Genomic DNA, 18,036 nt, shown 5'->3' with positions numbered 1-18,036 from the left:
GGCGTCCTTTGCGGTTCGTCTTGCGCATCGCTACCGCCCCTGAACTTGATCCCGTCATTCATCTGTCTGAACGCGTGCCTGAGGCTGCGGTTCCGTCCTGCCGTGCTCAAGATAGATCGTAGAAGAGGGGTAGGCAAAGCTCGAACCGCTGCGTTCCACGATCTCACGGATGGACAGAAGAAGGCCTTCCTGCACCTCAAGGAACACATTCATGTCAGCCGCTGAAATGTTTGCGTAAATTTCGATGATCACCGCCGAATCGGCATATTCAATCAGCCGCACCCTTTGCGGGGTCTCAAGCACGTGTTCATTTGATGCGAGCAGATCGCGGATCTCCGTGAGGATACGGTTCAAGGCGGCGGCGTCGGTCTGGTAGGTGAGGCCGATCCTGTGGCGAAACATGAAGACATCGCGGCGGCTGAAATTGGTGATCTTGCGCTTCACCAGATCGGCATTGGCGACAATGATGAGCGTGCGATCGAGCGCCCGGATACGGGTCGATCGGATGCCGATCTCCTCGATCGTGCCAGAGGTGTCGTCGAACTGGAAGAAGTCGCCGACGCGCACGATCCTGTCGGCATAAAGCAGGAGACCGCTGATGAAATTCTCCAGCGTCGGCTGCGCTGCCAGCGCGATCGCCAGACCGCCAACCCCAAGGCCGGCGACAACGCCGTAGATCGGAATGCCGATTCGCGTGGCGCCGTAACCCAGAACCACGATCGCCACGATGAACGACATGACCTGAAAGCCGGTGCGCAGCAGGCTCGCATCGAGCGTGTTGTTATGGACGGAGGGATTGCGGACCGTCCAGACGTAGATGGTCTGGAGAAACTGATAGGTGAACCACGCCGCGGCAGACCAGATCACCGCACTGAAGGCGGTGGTTGAGGCCTGCAGCAGATCGCCGGAGATATTGATCTGCTCTTCCATCAGGAACTGGATGACGTTTGCCGCGATGATCAGCAGCAGCGGCGGAACGATCCGCCGGGCCTGACGCCGCGCCGGATCAAGCGGAACGGCTCTCCGGGCATTCCAGCGGCTGTAGGCTACGAAGGCCGAAAGGAAGATCACGCCAGTCATAAACAGGCTGATCCACTGCCAATACGCCTGATTGCCAAAACTGCGCTTCAGCCAGTGCGGGCCGTCGAGAATGATCTCGTACCACCGAGGCGCGACGAGATTGCCCGGCGTATAGATATAATATTGATAAAGATCCTCGCCCCGATCTGCGATCAGCGGCAGCGTCTTGATCTCTTCGTAGCTGTCCGCGATTTCGGCGACCGTCCCCTGTGTAAACAGATACTCGCCTTCGTGCGGGCCATCCTTTTGCACCTGAATGGTCATGCTGGTGCCCGGTATGATCCACTTGTTCGGCAACGGCGTTTGGGCATCGCTCGTCAGGCTGAATGACCCGGCAGCCTGACCTGGTATCTCATCCGGCAGGGGCAGGTAGATGCGGTCGAAGATTTCCTGCAGCTGCAGGACGGTCTCAATGCTGAATCGCTTGCGAGAGGCTGCGGGGATGGCTGAAAGATCGAAGGTCTGTGCGGCCTTCTCCAGCAGCGACTCGACCAGCACGAGCTCCTTGCGCTGGTCGGGAGTCATGAAGAACGTGTTGCCGTCGAAATAGGCGTCGCGCACCTTCAACCATTTTTCCGTCGCGGTCTGCATGATGACGAGAAAGCTTTCGAGCGTGGCACGCGGGCTTCGGGTGTCGGGCGGCGCGATCGGATTGTTCACCAGCCGCTCGTAACGCGCGCGCATGTCCTCATTGCCCTTGGCATTTTCGAACAGGTCCTCGACCAGTTCGGCCGAGGTCGTCTCTTCGTCGTCGGGTTCAGAGACGCCGGGGGTTTTACCGTCAGCGCCTGTTTGCGGGGCGGTCTCCGTCTTCGCAGCGGCGCCAGTTGATTCTTGCGCAAGCGCTGGCCCGACCTCAACCAGGCCGATGATCAGCGTGAACATCAGCAGGAAGGAACCCACCGACCTGACGCGCCTGTTCAAAATCTGCATGCCAACCTCCCTGCGAGCGCGTGCCTGAATGGCGAACAGAACACCCTAATCAGGGGAGAGAGTATCCGATTCTGTGTGCGTGTTAAGCCCGCTATGCACGGTTTTTGGGCATGCGGAGTTGGTGACGGAAAATCGGCGGAAGTCGGCGTTTGAGGGGAAGAAGCACCGTTTCCCCGTTTGCGCGACGAAATAAACGCGGCGGTTCGGGCGCGCGCTATTGCAAATAAAAATGAATCATTCTAAATCCCCGCCGACCCTTCGATTTTAAGAGTTGGCCTCGTGGCGGAGTGGTTACGCAGAGGACTGCAAATCCTTGCACGCCGGTTCGATTCCGGCCGAGGCCTCCACCTCTTTTCTCAACATCGCCTGACAAGGTCATGAAGTCGCCTGGCGACACCTTTGGCACGCAATGGTTGTCAAGGTGACTCACCGAACGCTGCGACTGTTTTAGTGGCTTCAAATTCTTCCGTTTGTTTTCTCCACTGAGTGCACATCGCGACCCTGCGTCCGCAACACAACCAGAGATCGCATTCCTCAGCTTTGCCGCCGCGCGGTTCCGGCGCATTTCTGGTTCATTCTGCCTCCCAAGTCACTGAAATATGGGAACCTTTTTGACCGTGCTGCCGTTGAGGCTGCAAGCGGATCACATTCTGGACCGCAGTCACAAGGTTGTTGGAGCGCTGCCCTTCAGGGAGGGTAGCCTGAGGAGGAAAGTATGTTTGCAGATCGCAGGAAATCCAAGCTTCTGGCCGGCGCCGTCTTTGCCGGATGCCTTTTTGTCAGCGCGCAGACCATTGAGCGCGCACAGGCGCAGGGGCTGAACATCGGCGGCGAGAATGGCGTCAGCGTCGATGTCGCACCCTCGGATGGCGGCATCGGGGCTGATGCAAATGTTGGCGGCGCGCAAGGCGTTGATGCCGGGGCCGCAGTCGGAGGCGGCAGTTCAGGCGGCACATCCGCCGATGTCAGTGCCGATGTCGGCGGTTCAAGCGGTGCGAATGCGGACGTCTCAGCCGATGTCGGCGGCAGCGGAGGCACCAGCGCCAGTGCGGATGCCTCGGTTGGCGGCGACAGTGGTGTCGATGCGGGCGCCGACGTCGGTATCGGCGGCAGTGATGGTACAAGTGCCGACGTCGATGCCTCGATTGGCGGGGACAGTGGCGCGAATGCGGGCGCCGACGTCAATATCGGCGGCAGCGACGCCACCAATGCCGATGTGGACGTCTCGATTGGCGGGACCGGCGGCGAAAGCGGAACAGGCGGCACAGGCACCGGCACAGGCGGCGCCGGCAATGGAACCGGCGGCATGACCGGAGGGACCGCCAATGACGGCGCGGCCGCTGGCGGCGCAAACGGCGGAGCGATGCCCGCAGATGCAGACGATCAGAAACTCGTCATCGCCTTCGACGCCATGGACAGTTCGGAGCAGAAGGTCGTGCGCAAGCAGTGTGACGACGTGATGCGCAGCCCGCAGAGTTTCGAGGCCGGGCTTCAGCGCCTTTGCCAGCTGGTCGATGAATATCGCTGAGCGATATCCATCCGACATGGAAGGAAGGCGCATTCCGGTGCGCCTTCTTTTTTGTCGCTTTTTGCGAAGGAAGCTTCTCACATCTTGCATGCGGGCGACGGCCCATCTATGAAAAACCGAGTGCGACGCAGCATGAGCGGCGCGCGACGGTCCATGTTTGCGAGGTTGATGGCCATGATGAATTTCGAAACGGCGCGCAGGAAGATGGTCGAAAACCAGATCCGCCCGACCGATGTGACAGCCCATCCGGTGATCTCCGCCTTTCTGTCCGTGCCGCGTGAGGCTTTCTTGCCGCAGCAATCGAGGCAGCTTGCCTATATCGACGAGGACATTCTGGTAAAGTCGGCCAATGATGCCGGTCCGTCGCGCTACATGATGGAGCCGTCGCCGCTTGCAAAGCTGGTTCAGCTGCTTGATGTGTCGAAGAAGGATGTCGTGCTCGTCGTTGGCGCGGGTGATGGCTATGCGGCTGCGATCCTGTCGCTTCTTGCGCAGTCCGTCGTCGGTATCGACAGCGACGAGGAGCTCGTGGAGAGCGTCAGCAGCAAGTTCCTCGAGCTCGGCTATGACAATGCGGCCGTGGTCAGCGGCGTGCTTCCGGAAGGCTATCCTTCCGAGGCGCCTTATGACGCCATCTTTTTGAATGGTGCGGTCGAGATTGTCCCGGAAGCGCTGCTGCGCCAGCTCCGTGACGGCGGCCGCCTTGTGTGCGTCGAGGGTTCCGGCCATGCCGCACGCGCGACCGTCTATCGTCGCGACGGCGAGCTGTTTTCCTCGCTTGCGTCATTCAATGCGGCCGTGAAACCGCTTCCCGGTTTTGCCGAAGCCAAGACCTTCGAATTCTGAATGTGCTGACGGGGCTCTGGCGGAAAATTCTGTGTATAGCACTGAAAATATGGATGTTTCGGTGAGCATGCGTCGAGAGCTGGCGTATCGTTGCTACGATTCGACCCTCGGGACGCAGGAAGGTTTTTAATGGCGCAGCCTAAAATGCAGCAGGAACCGACGATGGAAGAGATTCTCGCGTCGATCCGCCGGATTATCGACAGCGGCGAGGATATTTCCCGTTCACCACGCGGGCGTGACAATGCTGCCGGGCGTGACGACGGTCGCTATCGCCAGCCGGCGCAGCAGGACGAGGAAAGGCTGGATGAAGATCGCGCGTCAGCGCATCAGGATCCGGAACCGCTGAATGAAGCGGGATTCGTCTCGCGCCGTCCCGCCTTCATGTTCGAACAGCCCGAAGACAACGAAGGCGAACAGACTGCCGAACGCTTCGAGCAGCAGATCTATGACGCGCCTGCGGACATTCAGCCCGAAACTGCCGAGGTTCAGGTCGAGCGCCATGATGTGTATCCCGGCACGATCGGTGAAGTTGCCCGTCAGGTGCGCGAGGCCACGGGCGGAGAGCCTCCGGCTCAGCAGGCACCCGAATCCGTCGAGCCACCCCGTGCTGAAGGCGATCCGCTGCTTTCCTCCGGTTCCGAACAGCGGATCGGCGAGGCACTCGGTGTGCTGTCCGATGCGCTCGAGCGCGAAGGCGCCCGCCGGATCGAGGAAATCGTCGTCAGCGAACTTCGGCCGCTCCTCAGGGAGTGGATCGACGAAAACATGCCCTCGATCGTCGAGGAAATGGTCGCGAAGGAAATCGAGCGCATGCGCAACGCGCGGCGTTAACGGCGGCAAATGCGCTCGAGGCCTTCATGAAGCCGCTCCCACCGGGGCGGCTTTGTTATTGACAGGCCGGAAGCCGAAAGCTTAACAACGACAGGCCGAAAAGGGCCATCGTTCCATGTCAGGAACGTTCAGCCCCGGCAGCCGTTTAAGGCGGACGAGCAGGGCGCAAGGGGCGTTCGGCCCGGTTTTGTGATCAGTCAGGAATTGGCGAAGACATGCTTGAGAAGACGTATGACGCAAAGAGCGTCGAACCCAGGATTGCCACCCGGTGGGAAGAGGCCGATGCCTTCCGTGCCGGAGCGAACGCAAAGCCGGGCAAGAAAGCGTTCTCGATCGTGATCCCGCCGCCGAACGTGACCGGCTCTCTGCATATGGGGCATGCGCTCAACAACACGCTGCAGGACATCATGATCCGCTTCGAGCGGATGAGGGGCAAGGACACGCTGTGGCAGCCGGGCATGGACCATGCCGGCATCGCCACCCAGATGGTGGTCGAACGCCAGTTGATGGAACGCAAGCTTCCCGGCCGTCGCGAACTTGGCCGCGATGCCTTCATCGAGAAGGTATGGGAATGGAAGGAAGAATCGGGCGGCCAGATCCTCAACCAGTTGAAGCGCCTTGGCGCCTCCTGTGACTGGTCGCGCGAACGCTTCACCATGGATGAAGGCCTGTCGGAGGCCGTGCGCGAGGTATTCGTCTCGCTCTACAAGCATGGCCTGATCTACCGCGGCAAGCGCCTCGTCAACTGGGACCCGCAATTTGAAACCGCGATTTCCGATCTCGAGGTCGAGAACCGAGAAGCCGACGGCCATATGTGGCATTTCAAATATCCGCTGGCCGGCGGCGAAACCTATACCTATGTCGAGAAGGACGAGGACGGCAACGTCATCCTTCAGGAAGAGCGCGACTACATCTCGATTGCGACCACGCGTCCGGAAACCATGCTGGGCGATGGGGCCGTTGCTGTTCATCCCTCAGATGAGCGTTACGCGCCAATCATCGGAAAATTCTGCGAAATTCCGGTTGGACCGAAGGAACACCGCCGCCTGATCCCGATCATCACCGACGAATATCCGGACAAGGATTTCGGCTCGGGCGCGGTCAAGATCACCGGCGCCCACGACTTCAACGACTACCAGGTCGCACGCCGCAACCACATCCCGCTCTACCGGCTGATGGACACCAGGGCAGCGCTGCGTGACGACGGCGAGCCCTATGCCGTCTGCGCGGCACAGGCGATGAAAATTGCGAAATCCGGCGAGCTGCCGAGCGAGGCGGATGTCGACGACATCAATCTGGTGCCGGACGAATATCGCGGCCTTGACCGCTACGCCGCCCGCCAGCGCATCGTCGACGCGATCAACGCCGAAGGCCTTGCCGTCACGGTGAAGGATGAAGAGGGCAATGCCGTTCCCTTCGTCGAAAACAAGAAAATCATGCAGCCCTTCGGCGATCGTTCCGGCGTCGTCATCGAGCCGATGCTGACCGACCAGTGGTTTGCCGATGCCAAGACGCTGGCAGAGCCGGCCATTGCCTCGGTGAGGGAAGGCCGCACCAATTTCGTTCCGAAGAACTGGGAAAAGACCTATTTCGACTGGATGGAAAACATCGAGCCGTGGTGCATTTCGCGCCAGCTCTGGTGGGGTCACCAGATTCCGGCCTGGTACGGCCCTGACGGTCAGGTTTTCGTCGAAAAGACCGAGGAAGAGGCGCTTGAGGCCGCGATCCAGCATTACATCGCCCATGAGGGGCCTTGGAAGGCATGGGTCGAGGATCAGCTCGAGAATTTCGAGCCCGGCAATATCCTGACCCGCGACGAGGACGTGCTCGATACGTGGTTCTCCTCCGCGCTCTGGCCGTTCTCCACGCTTGGCTGGCCGGAAGAAACCGAAGAGCTTGCCCGCTACTACCCGACCAGCGTTCTGGTAACGGGTTTCGACATCATCTTCTTCTGGGTGGCGCGCATGATGATGGGCGCTCTCAACTTCATGAAGGATGAGGACGGCAACCCGATCGAGCCCTTCGAAACCGTCTATGTCCACGCGCTGGTGCGCGACAAGAACGGTCAGAAGATGTCGAAGTCCAAGGGCAACGTCATCGATCCCTTGAACCTCATCGAGGAGTATGGCGCGGACGCGCTTCGCTTCACGCTGGCGATCATGGCCGCACAGGGCCGCGACGTGAAGCTCGATGAGAGCCGCATTGCCGGCTACCGCAATTTCGGCACCAAGCTCTGGAATGCCACCCGCTTTGCCGAGATGAACGGCATGGTGCTCGATGGCACGTTCCGCCCGTCCGGCGCGACCCAGACCATCAACCGCTGGATCCTGACCGAACTGTCGAAGACAACCGAGGCTGTGACCACAGCGATCGAGAACTTCCGCTTCAACGAGGCAGCCGATGCGCTTTACCGCTTCGTCTGGCATGAGCTTTGCGACTGGTATCTGGAGCTCCTGAAGCCCGTATTCATGGGCGAGGATGAGGAGGCGAAGGCCGAAGCGCAGCATTGCGTGGCCTTTGTTCTGGCCGAAACCTACAAGCTGCTGCATCCGTTCATGCCGTTCATGACCGAAGAGCTCTGGGCGCATATTGGCGGCGAGGGGCTTTGCTGCCACGCCGACTGGCACGAGCCTGGCTTCCGTGATGACGAGGCCGCCGACGAGATCAACTGGCTGGTCGAGCTGATCTCCGGTATCCGTTCAGCACGCTCGGAAATGAATGTGCCGCCATCGGCCAAGGCGCCGCTGATCCTGGTCGGCGCCAACAGCGACAGCCGCGAACGTGCGGCACGGCACTACCCCGCGCTGGAGCGGCTTGCCCGTATCGAATCGCTGCATTTCGAGCATGAAGCGCCGAAGGGCTCGGCCCAGGTGATCATCGGTGAGGCGACCGCCTGCATTCCGCTTGGCGCCCTGATCGACGTCGCCGCCGAAACCGCCCGTCTGCAGAAGGCGATCGGCAAGGTCGACGCCGATATCGAGCGCAGCCAGAAGAAGCTTGGCAATGAGAAGTTCGTGGCCAATGCCGATCCGGAAGTGGTGGCGACCGAGCGTGAGCGTTTCGAGGAATTGAAGCAGCAGCGCGAACAGCTTTCGATCGCGCTTTCCCGCGTGGCCGAAGCCGGCTGATCATCGCCTCGATCGGAAACAGGAAAGGGCGGCGCCATTGAACCGGCGCCGCCCTTTTTTATGCGTCGCGCTTTCAGATGCTCTTCGACGCACTCACATCCGGATCGAATGACCGCCATCGACAGTCAGCGTATGCCCGTTGATGAAGGATCCTGCATCACTTGCCAGAAGCAGCGCGGCGCCAGCGATTTCTTCGGGATTGCCCCAGCGCTGCAGAGGCACGCGCATCGCGGTGAATTGTTGCATGTCCGGATCACGTGCGAGGTGCGCATTGGTCTCAGTCGCAAACATTCCAGGCGCGATGGCGTTGCTGGTGATGCCGAATGATCCGTATTCCACCGCCAGCGCCCGGGCGAGCCCCTCAAGTCCCTGTTTGGCGACGGGATAGAGGTTGTCGCCGGGAAGCGGCATTCTTCCCAGCACAGATGTGAGGAAAATCAGCCTGCCATGACCTTGAGCCTTCATGGCGCGCGCCACGTCGCGCGAGAGCGATACGGCCGCGAGAAGATCGGTATCGATGAAGGAGGCGATTTCATCGTCGGTGAAGACGTCGAGGCTGCGCCGGTCGCGCGCGCCGACATTGTTGACCAGGATGTCGAGCTTCCCGTGTTTCTCGTAGATGGCATCAAGGGCGGCCCTGCGCGCCGGGGCATCGGCAATATCGAACGCGGCATAGGAGGCGCGGTGCCCAAGCGCCTTGCAGGCTTCATCAAGCCTCGCCTCATTGCGGCCGGTAATGATCACCGTCGCCCCTGCATCCATGAAGCCCCGGGCAATCTCGTATCCGAGCCCCTGCCGACCGCCGGTGACGAGGGCGACGCGCCCTTCCAGGGAAAAACGATCGATCAGGGTCATGCAAGCTCCGTTTTCAGAGGGGATATTCAATCCGGTTTGAGGGCGAGGGTTATTCCGGCTTTACCGGGCAGGCGCCAAGGCCGCTTCATGGCACGCCCTATCGCCTTGGTGCCAACGAAACGACGCCTTCGCCACCCGAAAACGGCAGGGAAAACTCCCACCAGAGATAGCCGACAATTGGCGTGCGATACATCTTCATCGAAGCGCCGTGCTCCATATCTTCCATGCGCGGCATCTGCGATGACGCGGGCATGAAAGGCGTTGAGGAGGAGCGCCTGCCGGTGGAAAGCTCCAGCCAGTGAACCGCTCCGTTTCCCGCAGCAAGCGTCTTGTGCCTGTCGTAGAGCACATAAACCACTTCTCCATTCTGCCATGCGTTCCATGCAGACACGAAGATGGCCAGAGAAACGGCGATGTTTAAAGAAAACAAGCAGAACAGAAGCTGCTCCAAATCCAGGCCGAGCTTTTCCGCGTTTGGGCTGGGAATAGGATATTGAATCTGGAGGTTTTCGCCGGGCAGGGCGCGGATGAGAATGAGCTTACCTGGCAGGCCTGTTCGATATTCGTGGCGCGAAACCTCGATCTGCTGTGTTCGGCCCTCATAGGGCTTAGACAGTCTGATCTTGAGATAATAGAGCGTTGTTCCAGGTCTGCTGAAGTGGCGTGTTTCCTTTATACGCTCCAGCACTTGGGCGCTGACATATACGCCATCGGTTTCAAAGCGTTGAAGCTCGGCGGTTTGCGCCATGCCATCGACGTGCAGATACAAGAATGCGAGCGGAAGCGTGATGAGGCCAAAACCGAAGCATCGCGATACGAAAAAGACAGCCATCCTCATGCGGCACTCGCCCCGCTTGTGTCCGCGTTGAGTGTAAGCCTTAAACGCAAGGCGACGCAATTGAGACCGGCGTCCGGCAGCCATAAAAAAAGGGCCGCGATCTCGCGGCCCTTCCAAAATGCAAAGTTCCTGAAGCGCTTAGCGCTTGGAGAACTGGAACGAACGGCGGGCTTTCGCGCGGCCGTACTTCTTGCGCTCGACGACGCGGCTGTCGCGGGTCAGGAAGCCGCCCTTCTTCAGAACCGGGCGCAGGCCGGGTTCGAAATAGGTCAGCGCCTTCGAAATGCCGTGGCGAACAGCACCAGCCTGGCCGGAAAGGCCGCCGCCGGTGACGGTTGCAACGATGTCGAACTGGCCTTCACGGGCAGCAGCGACGATCGGCTGCTGCAGGACCATCTGCAGGACCGGACGGCCGAAATACTCGGAAAAGTCCTTGCCATTGACGGTGATCTTGCCGGAGCCGGCCTTGATCCATACGCGGGCAACCGCGTCCTTGCGCTTGCCGGTGGCATAGGCGCGGCCGAGGTCGTCGACCTTGCGCACGTGAACCGGTGCAGACGGGGTGGCTTCGGTGGATGCGGCTTCGCCAAGTGCCTTCAGATCGGACAGATCGGCCATTATGCGCTCCTCACGTTCTTCTTGTTGAGCTTGGCAACGTCGAGCACTTCGGGCTGCTGGGCTTCATGGGGGTGGTTGGTGCCGGCATAGACGCGCAGGTTCTTCATCTGGCGACGGCCAAGCGGGCCGCGCGGGATCATGCGCTCGACAGCCTTCTCGATGACGCGCTCCGGGAAGCGGCCTTCGATGATCTGGCGCGCAGTGCGCTCCTTGATGCCGCCGGGATAACCGGTGTGCCAGTAGTACATCTTGTCGGTGTACTTCTTGCCGGTCATGGCAACTTTTTCAGCATTGATGACGATGACATTGTCGCCGTCGTCAACATGCGGGGTAAAGGTGGCTTTGTGCTTGCCGCGCAGACGCATGGCAACGAGGGTGGCGAGACGGCCGAGGACGAGACCTTCGGCATCGATCACGATCCACTTCTTTTCCACCTCTGCAGGCTTCTGGGAGAAGGTAACCATTGTTGATACTCTCAATTTCATTCCGAATCCCGAGGGAACGGACGTTTCTTGTTGCTTTGCTTGGTGACCAAGCATGATGGCATGTCCACGCGCGTGGTCATGCTGGCGGTTGTATAGTGGCAGGGATGAAATTGGTCAAGAGAGGAAATCGGATGGCGCTTTATTTAATGAAGCAAAAACATATAGATAGAAAAGCGGTATAATATTACCACATGGATTTCTGGCTGAGTTAATCTGAACCGACGCTTCTGCCCCCGCTTCAGCGGTTGGCTTCCTCTCCTGGGTCATGCTCGGGCTCGACCCGAGCATCCAGGCGACACGGAGAGCGCTGCCTGGACCCTCGGGTCAAGCCCGAGGGTGACGCGTAAAGGGGGCGCACGGGTACGCGACGCCAGATCTTGGTTGCAATCTCGCGTCTGCGCGGCCGGTTCGCAATGTTTCCAATCCGGCCTCCTACTGCAAAAAGTTCTTTACTTTTGCTGTCAATAAGAGAACATAACAAGAACAATAATGGAAGCAAGCCGCATGACATTGGATCGAAGGATAAGTCTGATCACGCTGGGCGTGGACGATGTTGCGGAAGCGACTGCCTTTTACGAACGGCTGGGCTGGAAGAAATCCTCGGCCTCGCAGGAAAGCATCACCTTTATTGGTCTTGATGGTATCGTGCTCGGCCTTTTCGGCAGGTCAGCGCTGGCGGAAGATGCCGGGTTGGAAGGCGTCCCGGACCAAAGGCCCGCTTTCTCGGGCGTCACGCTTGCCTATAATGTCAACTCCGAAAGCGCCGTCGATGAGACGCTTGGCTTTGCCGAAAGCTGCGGAGCGCGGATCGTCAAGCCGGCCGAGAAGGTGTTCTGGGGCGGTTACAGTGGCTATTTCGCCGATCCGGACGGCCACCTCTGGGAGGTGGCGTTCAACCCGTTCTCACCGCTTGATGAAAACGGGCACATGACATTGCCGGATTGATCGCCCGCTTCACCCGTGGGCGCGAATGACGGCGAGGAAATCCTCGCCGTAGCGCTGCAGCTTGGTCTGGCCGACGCCCGAAACGGCAAGCATCGCGTCGGCCGTGGTCGGTCGCTCGGCGGCAAGCGCGATCAGCGTCGTGTCCGGGAAGATGACATAGGGCGGCACGCCGTTTTCCTTGGCGAGCGCGGTGCGGGTGGCGCGCAGTTCTTCGAACAGGGCGTGGTTTTCATCCGGGATCGCCGCGCGTTTTTCAGCGGATCCTCGTTTTGAGGACGACTTGCCGCGCCCCGGACGGTCGGTACGAAACCTGACCGCTCTTTCATGGCGGAACACGGCGCGCGCGTCCGGCGTGAGTTTCAGCGCACCGTAGGCCTCGTGGTCAACGGCGATCAGGCCCGCCGCGAGGAGCTGCCGATAGACCGACTGCCAGGTCTTTGCCGGAAGATCGCTGCCGGCACCGAAGACCGGCATGGCAGTGTGGCCGAATCGTTCGGTCCGCTCGGTCTCCTTTCCCGTCAGCACATCGATCAGATGGCCCGCGCCGAAGCGCTCTCCGGTCCGATAGATCGCGGCCATCGCCTTGATGGCGGCGTCGGTGCCATCCCAGGTATCGACCGGCTTCAGGCAGGTGTCGCAATTGCCGCAGCCGCCGGGGTGCGCTTCACCGAAATGGGCGAGGATCGCCTGGCGGCGGCAACCGGAGGTCTCGCAGATGCCGAGCAGGGCGTTGAGCTTGGCGCGCTCTACCCGCTTGATTTCGTCCACGGCATTGCCGTTGTCGATCATCCGCCCGCGCTGCACCACGTCGGCCATGCCGTAGACCATCCAGGCCTCCGACGGCAGGCCATCGCGGCCCGCGCGTCCGGTCTCCTGATAATAGGCCTCGACGGAGCCCGGCAGATCGAGATGGGCAACATAGCGGACATTCGGCTTGTCGATGCCCATGCCGAAGGCGACCGTCGCAACGAGACACAGATCCTCTTCCTTCAGGAAGGCGTCCTGATGGGCGTCGCGCCGTTCGCGATCCATGCCGGCATGATAGGGCAAGGCCCGGATGCCCTGGCCGTCGAGCCATTCGGCCGTTTCTTCCACCTTGGCCCGCGACAGGCAGTAGACGATGCCGCTGTCGCCCTTGTGGCGCGCGAGGAAATCCAGCAACTGACGGCGCGGCTGGTCGCGCTCGATGATCTCATAGGTAATGTTCGGCCGGTCGAAGGAGGTGGTGTAGACTTCCGCATCCTGCAGCGCTAGGCGCTCTATAATGTCCTCGCGGGTGTGCGGATCGGCGGTGGCCGTCAGCGCCATGCGCGGCACGCCCGGAAAGGTATCCTTGAGCTGATCGAGGGACCGGTATTCGGGCCGGAAATCGTGCCCCCATTGCGACACGCAATGCGCCTCGTCGATCGCGATCAGTGCGATCTCAACATTCGCCATCATCGCGCGGAATCCAGATGTCGCCATCCGCTCCGGCGTCACATAGAGAAGGTCGAGCGTGGCATCCTCCAGCCCGCGCCGGATCGCGCCATACTCCTCGCGTGACAGCGTTGAATTGAGCGCCGCTGCCTTCACGCCAAGCTGTTTCAGCGCCTCCACCTGGTCGCGCATCAGCGCAATCAGCGGCGAGACGACCAGCGCCACGCCCGGACGGCACAGCGCCGGCACCTGATAGCAGAGCGACTTGCCGGCGCCGGTCGGAAACAGCACCACGGCGTCGCCGCCGGCCACCACCTGATCGACGACGGCCTGCTGCTTGCCGCGAAAGGCGGAATAGCCGTAGACGGATTTGAGAACGGAGAGCGGATCTGCAAGCTTGGACATGGATGAGCCTTAACGCGACGGATGCTCCGCGCCAAGGTCCGAGGCGGAATGGCGATGCTGTTTGCCGCGTTTTTCTTGCATTCGCCGAGCGCCGGAGCGATAAGCCGGAACGACAGACAAAGGCAGGAAAACATGGCAGGCACCAACAGCGAGCGTCCGCTGATCGCGGAAGGCCCTGTAATCATTCTGGTCAATCCGCAGCTTGGCGAAAATATCGGCATGGTGGCCCGCGCCATGGCGAATTTCGGCCTTGCCGAACTGCGCCTCGTGGAGCCGCGCGACGGCTGGCCGAGCGACAGCGCGCGCTCCGCAGCCTCCAAGGCCGACCATGTGATCGATGGCGTCCAGGTCTTCGACAGGCTCGAGGACGCGATCGCAGATCTCAATTTCGTCTATGCGACCACCGCCCGCAGCCGCGACGGCTTCAAGCCGGTGCGCGGCCCGACGGTTGCCGCTGAGACGCTGCGCACCCGACACACGGCAGGGGAGCGCTGCGGCATCCTGTTCGGACGCGAGCGCTGGGGCCTGAAGAATGAGGAAGTGGCGCTGGCCGATGAAATTGTGACGTTTCCGGTCAACCCCGCCTTTGCCTCGCTCAACATCGCCCAGGCCGTCCTGCTGATGTCCTATGAATGGATGAAGTCGGGCATGGAGGACGAGAGCGCGACGCCGTTCCAGGCCGTCGAGCAGACGCCCGCCACCAAGGAAAACCTGTTCGGTCTGTTCGCTCATCTCGAGGAATCGCTCGATGCGCGCGGTTATTTCCGCCCTGCCGACAAAAAGCCCAAAATGATCGACAATCTGCGCGCAGTCTTTACCCGTAGGGCGATGAGCGCGCAGGAAATTCACGTGGTGCGGGGGGTGATTTCCGCGCTTGATCGCTATACCCGCAAGAACCCGCGCGGCCAGGATGGCGGCGATGCGCAATGACAGTCCGGTTCTGATCTTCGATTCCGGCATTGGCGGACTGACGGTGCTGCGCGAGGCGCGGATGCTGATGCCGGAGCGCCGGTTCGTCTATGTCGCCGACAATGCCGCCTTCCCCTATGGCGACTGGCAGGAAGAGGCGCTGCTCCAACACCTGCTTCAGCTTTTTCAGCAATTGCTGGAGGAAATTCGCCCGGCCTGCGTGATCATTGCCTGCAACACCGCCTTTACGCTCGCCGGTGCAGCGCTGAGGGCGCGTTTTCCTGAAACAGATTTCGTCGGAACAGTCCCCGCGATCAAACCAGCGGCCGAGCGCACGGCCTCCGGCCTGATCTCGGTGCTGGCAACGCCTGTCACGGTAAAGCGCGACTACACCATGGCGCTGATCGAGAGTTTCGCAAGCCATTGTCATGCGCGGCTCGTGGGCTCGCGTTATCTGGCAGCCCTTGCCGAGGATTATATCTGCGGCATCGCGGTCGCGGACGCTGCGCTCTGGAGCGAGATTGCGCCCTGTTTTGTCGAGGAAGGGGGGCGGCGCACGGACATCGTCGTGCTCGCCTGTACGCATTATCCGTTTCTCGCAAACCGGTTCCGCAAGCTGGCGCCCTGGCCGGTCGATTGGCTCAATCCCGCAGAAGCGATCGCTCTGCAGGCGAAGCGGGTGCTGGGCGAGCCCGCCACGGGCGCCGATGGCGGCCCCAATCATGACTTCGTGATCTTCACCGGAGAGACGCTGCGGCCGGAAACCGTCCGGCTGATGCAGGGCTTCGGCCTCAAGATCGCCGCACGGCGGTCGAGCAAAGCCTGATCACAGCCAAGCTCTCTTCCAAGAACACATTCGGGCCGCGCGCCCGGTCGTTCACGCTCGTCTGCCGGCCGGGCGCACGCCTTGATGCCTGATCCCGAAATCCAGTCCCGGCGCGCGCGTCCATGGCGCGCCAAGGTGCGCGCCATGGACATGTAAGTTGACTAACTCACATTAGTTAGCTAAACAACTGACTTTCGGTCGGCGCTTATGGTATAGGCCAAATGGGGCTGGGCAGGCTCGCCGGGAACCCGGCGACATCGTGTATCAGGCACCGAAACTGGAAAGGTTGAGAATGACAAAACGGGATTCAGGAAAACGTGAAAGGCTCGTGGCAGCGGCGGTGAACCTTGCCTACCGCAACGGTTTCACAAGCACGTCGCTTGCCGATATTGCAAAGGAATCCGGCGTCCCGCTCGGCAATGTCTATTATTACTTCAAGACCAGGGACGATATCGCCGCGGCCATCATCGATCACCACAGGCAGGCATTCGACGAATTCCGCGCCCGCATGGTCGAGGTTCCCTCAGCCAAGGCAAGGCTCGTCTCCTTCATCAATATGACTGTTGCCAATGCCGGTGAGGTCGCCCGCCACGGCTCTCCCTCGGGCTCTCTCTGCGCCGAACTGCTGAAATCGGAAACGACAGGACGCGACGCCGTCCGCCCGCTGCTCGCCGACCCGATGGGCTGGATGGCCGAACAGTTTGCCGAAATGGGACACGGGGATGATGCAGGCGCTCTGGCGCTGCAATTGCAGGCGTCGCTTCAGGGGGCGTCGCTTCTGGCACAGAATGCCGGCGATCCGGACGTTCTGACCCGTGAAGGCGCGCGGCTGAAGATGTGGGTCAACGGGCTTTAGAGCGTCTTCGCGAATGTCGGCTTTTTCTCCCCAATTGCGACGTGAATTGGGGACAATGCGTTCAAGAGCTCTCAGCCGGCGGCAAGCCCCGGAATGGGCACGTCGAATGTCTGGGCAAGCAGCACGCAGTTGAGGCCGAGGACAGCGATCGAGCCGAGAATGGCAAGCGTTCCGATCAGGCGGCCATTGGCGTATTCGCCCATGATCCGGCGGTTGCGGGTGAAGAGCACCAGCGAGATCATCGGCACGGGGAGCGCGATCGACAGGATGATCTGGCTGACGATCAGCGCCTGCGTCGCATTGATGCCGAGCGCGACCACCACGAAGGCGGGCGCCATCGTGATCAGCCGCCGCAGCCAGATCGGGATCCTGAAGCCGACGAAACCTTGCATGATCATCTGTCCCGCCATGGTGCCGACCACCGAGCTGGAAATGCCGGAAGCGATCAGCGACACCAGGAAGGCAGCCGCAGCAGCGCCGCCGAGCAGCGGCGTCAGGGTGTGATAGGCGGTCTCGATTTCGGCGACCTCGCTATGGCCGTTGTGAAAGGCGCTGGCCGCCATCATCACCATCGCCATGTTGACGACGCCGGCAACGGCAAGCGCTGCCACCACCTCGATGTTTGAAAACTTGAGCACGCGCCGCCGTTCGGCCTCGGTCTTCACCGCAACCCGGTGCTGGGTGAGGCCGGAATGCAGATAGACCGCATGCGGCATGACAGTAGCGCCAATAATGCCGACGGCGATGGCAAGCGCTGCGGCGTCGGGAAGCTCAGGCCGCACCATATGGGCCGCAGCCTCGCCCCAGGCGACGGGGGCTATGAACAGTTCGACGATATAGCAAAGCCCGATCACGCCGATCATCGCGCCGATGATCAGCTCCATCGGTCGGAAGCCGCGCCGCTCGAACAGAAGAATGCCGTAGGTGACGATCGCGGTCACGCCCATGCCTGCCATCAGCGGCATCTTGAACAGCAGCGCCAGCCCGATCGCGCCGCCGAGAAATTCCGCGAGATCCGTTGCCATCGCCGCGATTTCGCTGACGATCCAGAGGATGATCACCACCGGTTTGGAAAACTCGTCACGACAGACCTCGGCGAGGTTCCGGCCGGTGACGATGCCGAGCTTGGCCGATAACGCCTGAAACAGCATGGCAATCAGATTGGCAAACAGCACCACCCAAAGGAGCGTATAGCCATACCCGGCGCCCGCCTGGATATTGGTGGCGTAATTGCCGGGATCGACATAGGCGATGGCCGCAATCATCGCCGGCCCAACGAAAAGCAGCGCGGATTTGGGACGCAGGCGACCGGAGGCAAGCGCGCTTTCGATTGCCGTGTTGGTGCGCTCGGTCAGTGTCTGACGTTCTGGGGAAATTTCTGCCATGCAGATCGATGAATGCCTTACCTTGGAATGGTTTTAAACACATAGATCAGGCATGTCTGATGTCAATCGTTGCAGCGCCCGACCGAATCGCGGAAAGCTGTGGGTAACGCGCGTGCCGGCGCGACCATGCCCGGGCGGACCTGCTAGAACCG

General features: G+C 60.9%; 15 protein-coding genes and 1 tRNA gene. 9 read left to right on the top strand and 7 right to left on the bottom strand.

Translation table 11 applies throughout. The features are described 5' to 3' along the window. Positions 1 to 54 precede the first annotated feature (54 nt). Positions 55 to 2,013 (bottom strand): mechanosensitive ion channel family protein, encoded by a 1,959-nt coding sequence (locus tag HPQ62_RS03410; RefSeq protein WP_244629534.1) that lies wholly within the window; start codon positions 2,011 to 2,013, stop codon positions 55 to 57. 273 nt (positions 2,014 to 2,286) lie between these two features. Here HPQ62_RS03410 and HPQ62_RS03405 point away from each other — a divergent pair. From HPQ62_RS03405 to HPQ62_RS03385, 5 genes are all read left to right on the top strand, one after another. Continuing rightward, positions 2,287 to 2,360: transfer RNA gene (locus HPQ62_RS03405), tRNA-Cys, on the top strand. Positions 2,361 to 2,728: 368 nt separating this feature from the next. Beyond that, positions 2,729 to 3,541 carry a hypothetical protein gene (locus HPQ62_RS03400; RefSeq protein WP_174801074.1) on the top strand — a complete coding sequence of 271 codons (813 nt, stop codon included), beginning with the start codon at positions 2,729 to 2,731 and terminating at the stop codon, positions 3,539 to 3,541. Positions 3,542 to 3,718: 177 nt separating this feature from the next. Next, a complete protein-coding gene (locus HPQ62_RS03395; RefSeq protein ID WP_174801429.1) occupies positions 3,719 to 4,387 on the top strand; it encodes a protein-L-isoaspartate O-methyltransferase family protein in 669 nt (222 codons plus the stop codon). Positions 4,388 to 4,516: 129 nt separating this feature from the next. Then, positions 4,517 to 5,218, top strand: a complete 702-nt coding sequence (locus HPQ62_RS03390) for a PopZ family protein (RefSeq protein WP_174801073.1) — start codon at positions 4,517 to 4,519, stop codon at positions 5,216 to 5,218. Positions 5,219 to 5,433: 215 nt separating this feature from the next. Further along, positions 5,434 to 8,346, top strand: a complete 2,913-nt coding sequence (locus HPQ62_RS03385; RefSeq protein WP_174801072.1) for a valine--tRNA ligase — start codon at positions 5,434 to 5,436, stop codon at positions 8,344 to 8,346. A 93-nt stretch (positions 8,347 to 8,439) separates the two neighbouring features. On the opposite strand, the gene HPQ62_RS03380 is transcribed toward HPQ62_RS03385, so the two are convergent. From HPQ62_RS03380 to rplM, 4 genes are all read right to left on the bottom strand, one after another. Then, entirely contained in the window at positions 8,440 to 9,201 is a 762-nt protein-coding gene (locus HPQ62_RS03380) for an SDR family oxidoreductase (RefSeq protein WP_174801071.1), read from the bottom strand. Between the two features lie 97 nt (positions 9,202 to 9,298). After that, positions 9,299 to 10,039, bottom strand: coding sequence for a hypothetical protein (locus tag HPQ62_RS03375; protein ID WP_174801070.1), 741 nt, complete (start codon positions 10,037 to 10,039; stop codon positions 9,299 to 9,301). A 138-nt stretch (positions 10,040 to 10,177) separates the two neighbouring features. Next, positions 10,178 to 10,657, bottom strand: coding sequence for a 30S ribosomal protein S9 (rpsI, locus tag HPQ62_RS03370; RefSeq protein WP_174801069.1), 480 nt, complete (start codon positions 10,655 to 10,657; stop codon positions 10,178 to 10,180). Next, positions 10,657 to 11,121 (bottom strand): 50S ribosomal protein L13, encoded by a 465-nt coding sequence (gene rplM / locus HPQ62_RS03365; protein ID WP_174801068.1) that lies wholly within the window; start codon positions 11,119 to 11,121, stop codon positions 10,657 to 10,659. Before rplM ends, rpsI begins: the two co-directional genes overlap by 1 nt. A 525-nt stretch (positions 11,122 to 11,646) precedes the next feature. Here rplM and HPQ62_RS03360 point away from each other — a divergent pair. Beyond that, positions 11,647 to 12,087: a VOC family protein gene (locus tag HPQ62_RS03360; RefSeq protein WP_174801067.1), complete on the top strand. Its 441-nt coding sequence runs from the start codon at positions 11,647 to 11,649 to the stop codon at positions 12,085 to 12,087. A gap of 9 nt (positions 12,088 to 12,096) precedes the next feature. On the opposite strand, the gene recQ is transcribed toward HPQ62_RS03360, so the two are convergent. Then, positions 12,097 to 13,908 carry a DNA helicase RecQ gene (recQ, locus tag HPQ62_RS03355; protein ID WP_174801066.1) on the bottom strand — a complete coding sequence of 604 codons (1,812 nt, stop codon included), beginning with the start codon at positions 13,906 to 13,908 and terminating at the stop codon, positions 12,097 to 12,099. A 132-nt stretch (positions 13,909 to 14,040) separates the two neighbouring features. Between recQ and HPQ62_RS03350 the strand changes: the two genes are divergently transcribed. The 3 genes from HPQ62_RS03350 to HPQ62_RS03340 all read left to right on the top strand — a co-directional run bounded on the left by HPQ62_RS03350 (position 14,041) and on the right by HPQ62_RS03340 (position 16,499). Next, the gene (locus HPQ62_RS03350; RefSeq protein ID WP_174801065.1) at positions 14,041 to 14,838 is read left to right on the top strand and encodes an RNA methyltransferase; all 798 of its coding nucleotides are present in this window, start codon (positions 14,041 to 14,043) and stop codon (positions 14,836 to 14,838) included. Then, positions 14,819 to 15,643 carry a glutamate racemase gene (murI, locus tag HPQ62_RS03345; RefSeq protein WP_174801064.1) on the top strand — a complete coding sequence of 275 codons (825 nt, stop codon included), beginning with the start codon at positions 14,819 to 14,821 and terminating at the stop codon, positions 15,641 to 15,643. The genes HPQ62_RS03350 and murI overlap by 20 nt, the downstream gene beginning before the upstream one ends. A gap of 292 nt (positions 15,644 to 15,935) precedes the next feature. Continuing rightward, positions 15,936 to 16,499 carry a TetR/AcrR family transcriptional regulator gene (locus tag HPQ62_RS03340; protein ID WP_174801063.1) on the top strand — a complete coding sequence of 188 codons (564 nt, stop codon included), beginning with the start codon at positions 15,936 to 15,938 and terminating at the stop codon, positions 16,497 to 16,499. Between the two features lie 71 nt (positions 16,500 to 16,570). Here the strand turns inward: HPQ62_RS03340 and HPQ62_RS03335 are convergent, their stop codons facing one another. Continuing rightward, the gene (locus HPQ62_RS03335; protein ID WP_174801062.1) at positions 16,571 to 17,884 is read right to left on the bottom strand and encodes an Nramp family divalent metal transporter; all 1,314 of its coding nucleotides are present in this window, start codon (positions 17,882 to 17,884) and stop codon (positions 16,571 to 16,573) included. Positions 17,885 to 18,036: the final 152 nt, after the last annotated feature.

It is taken from the genome of Martelella limonii (assembly GCF_013344475.1).
Taxonomy (GTDB): domain Bacteria; phylum Pseudomonadota; class Alphaproteobacteria; order Rhizobiales; family Rhizobiaceae; genus Martelella; species Martelella limonii.
Note: the sequence above shows the minus strand (reverse complement) of the source record. Positions and strands in the feature narration are given on the sequence as shown.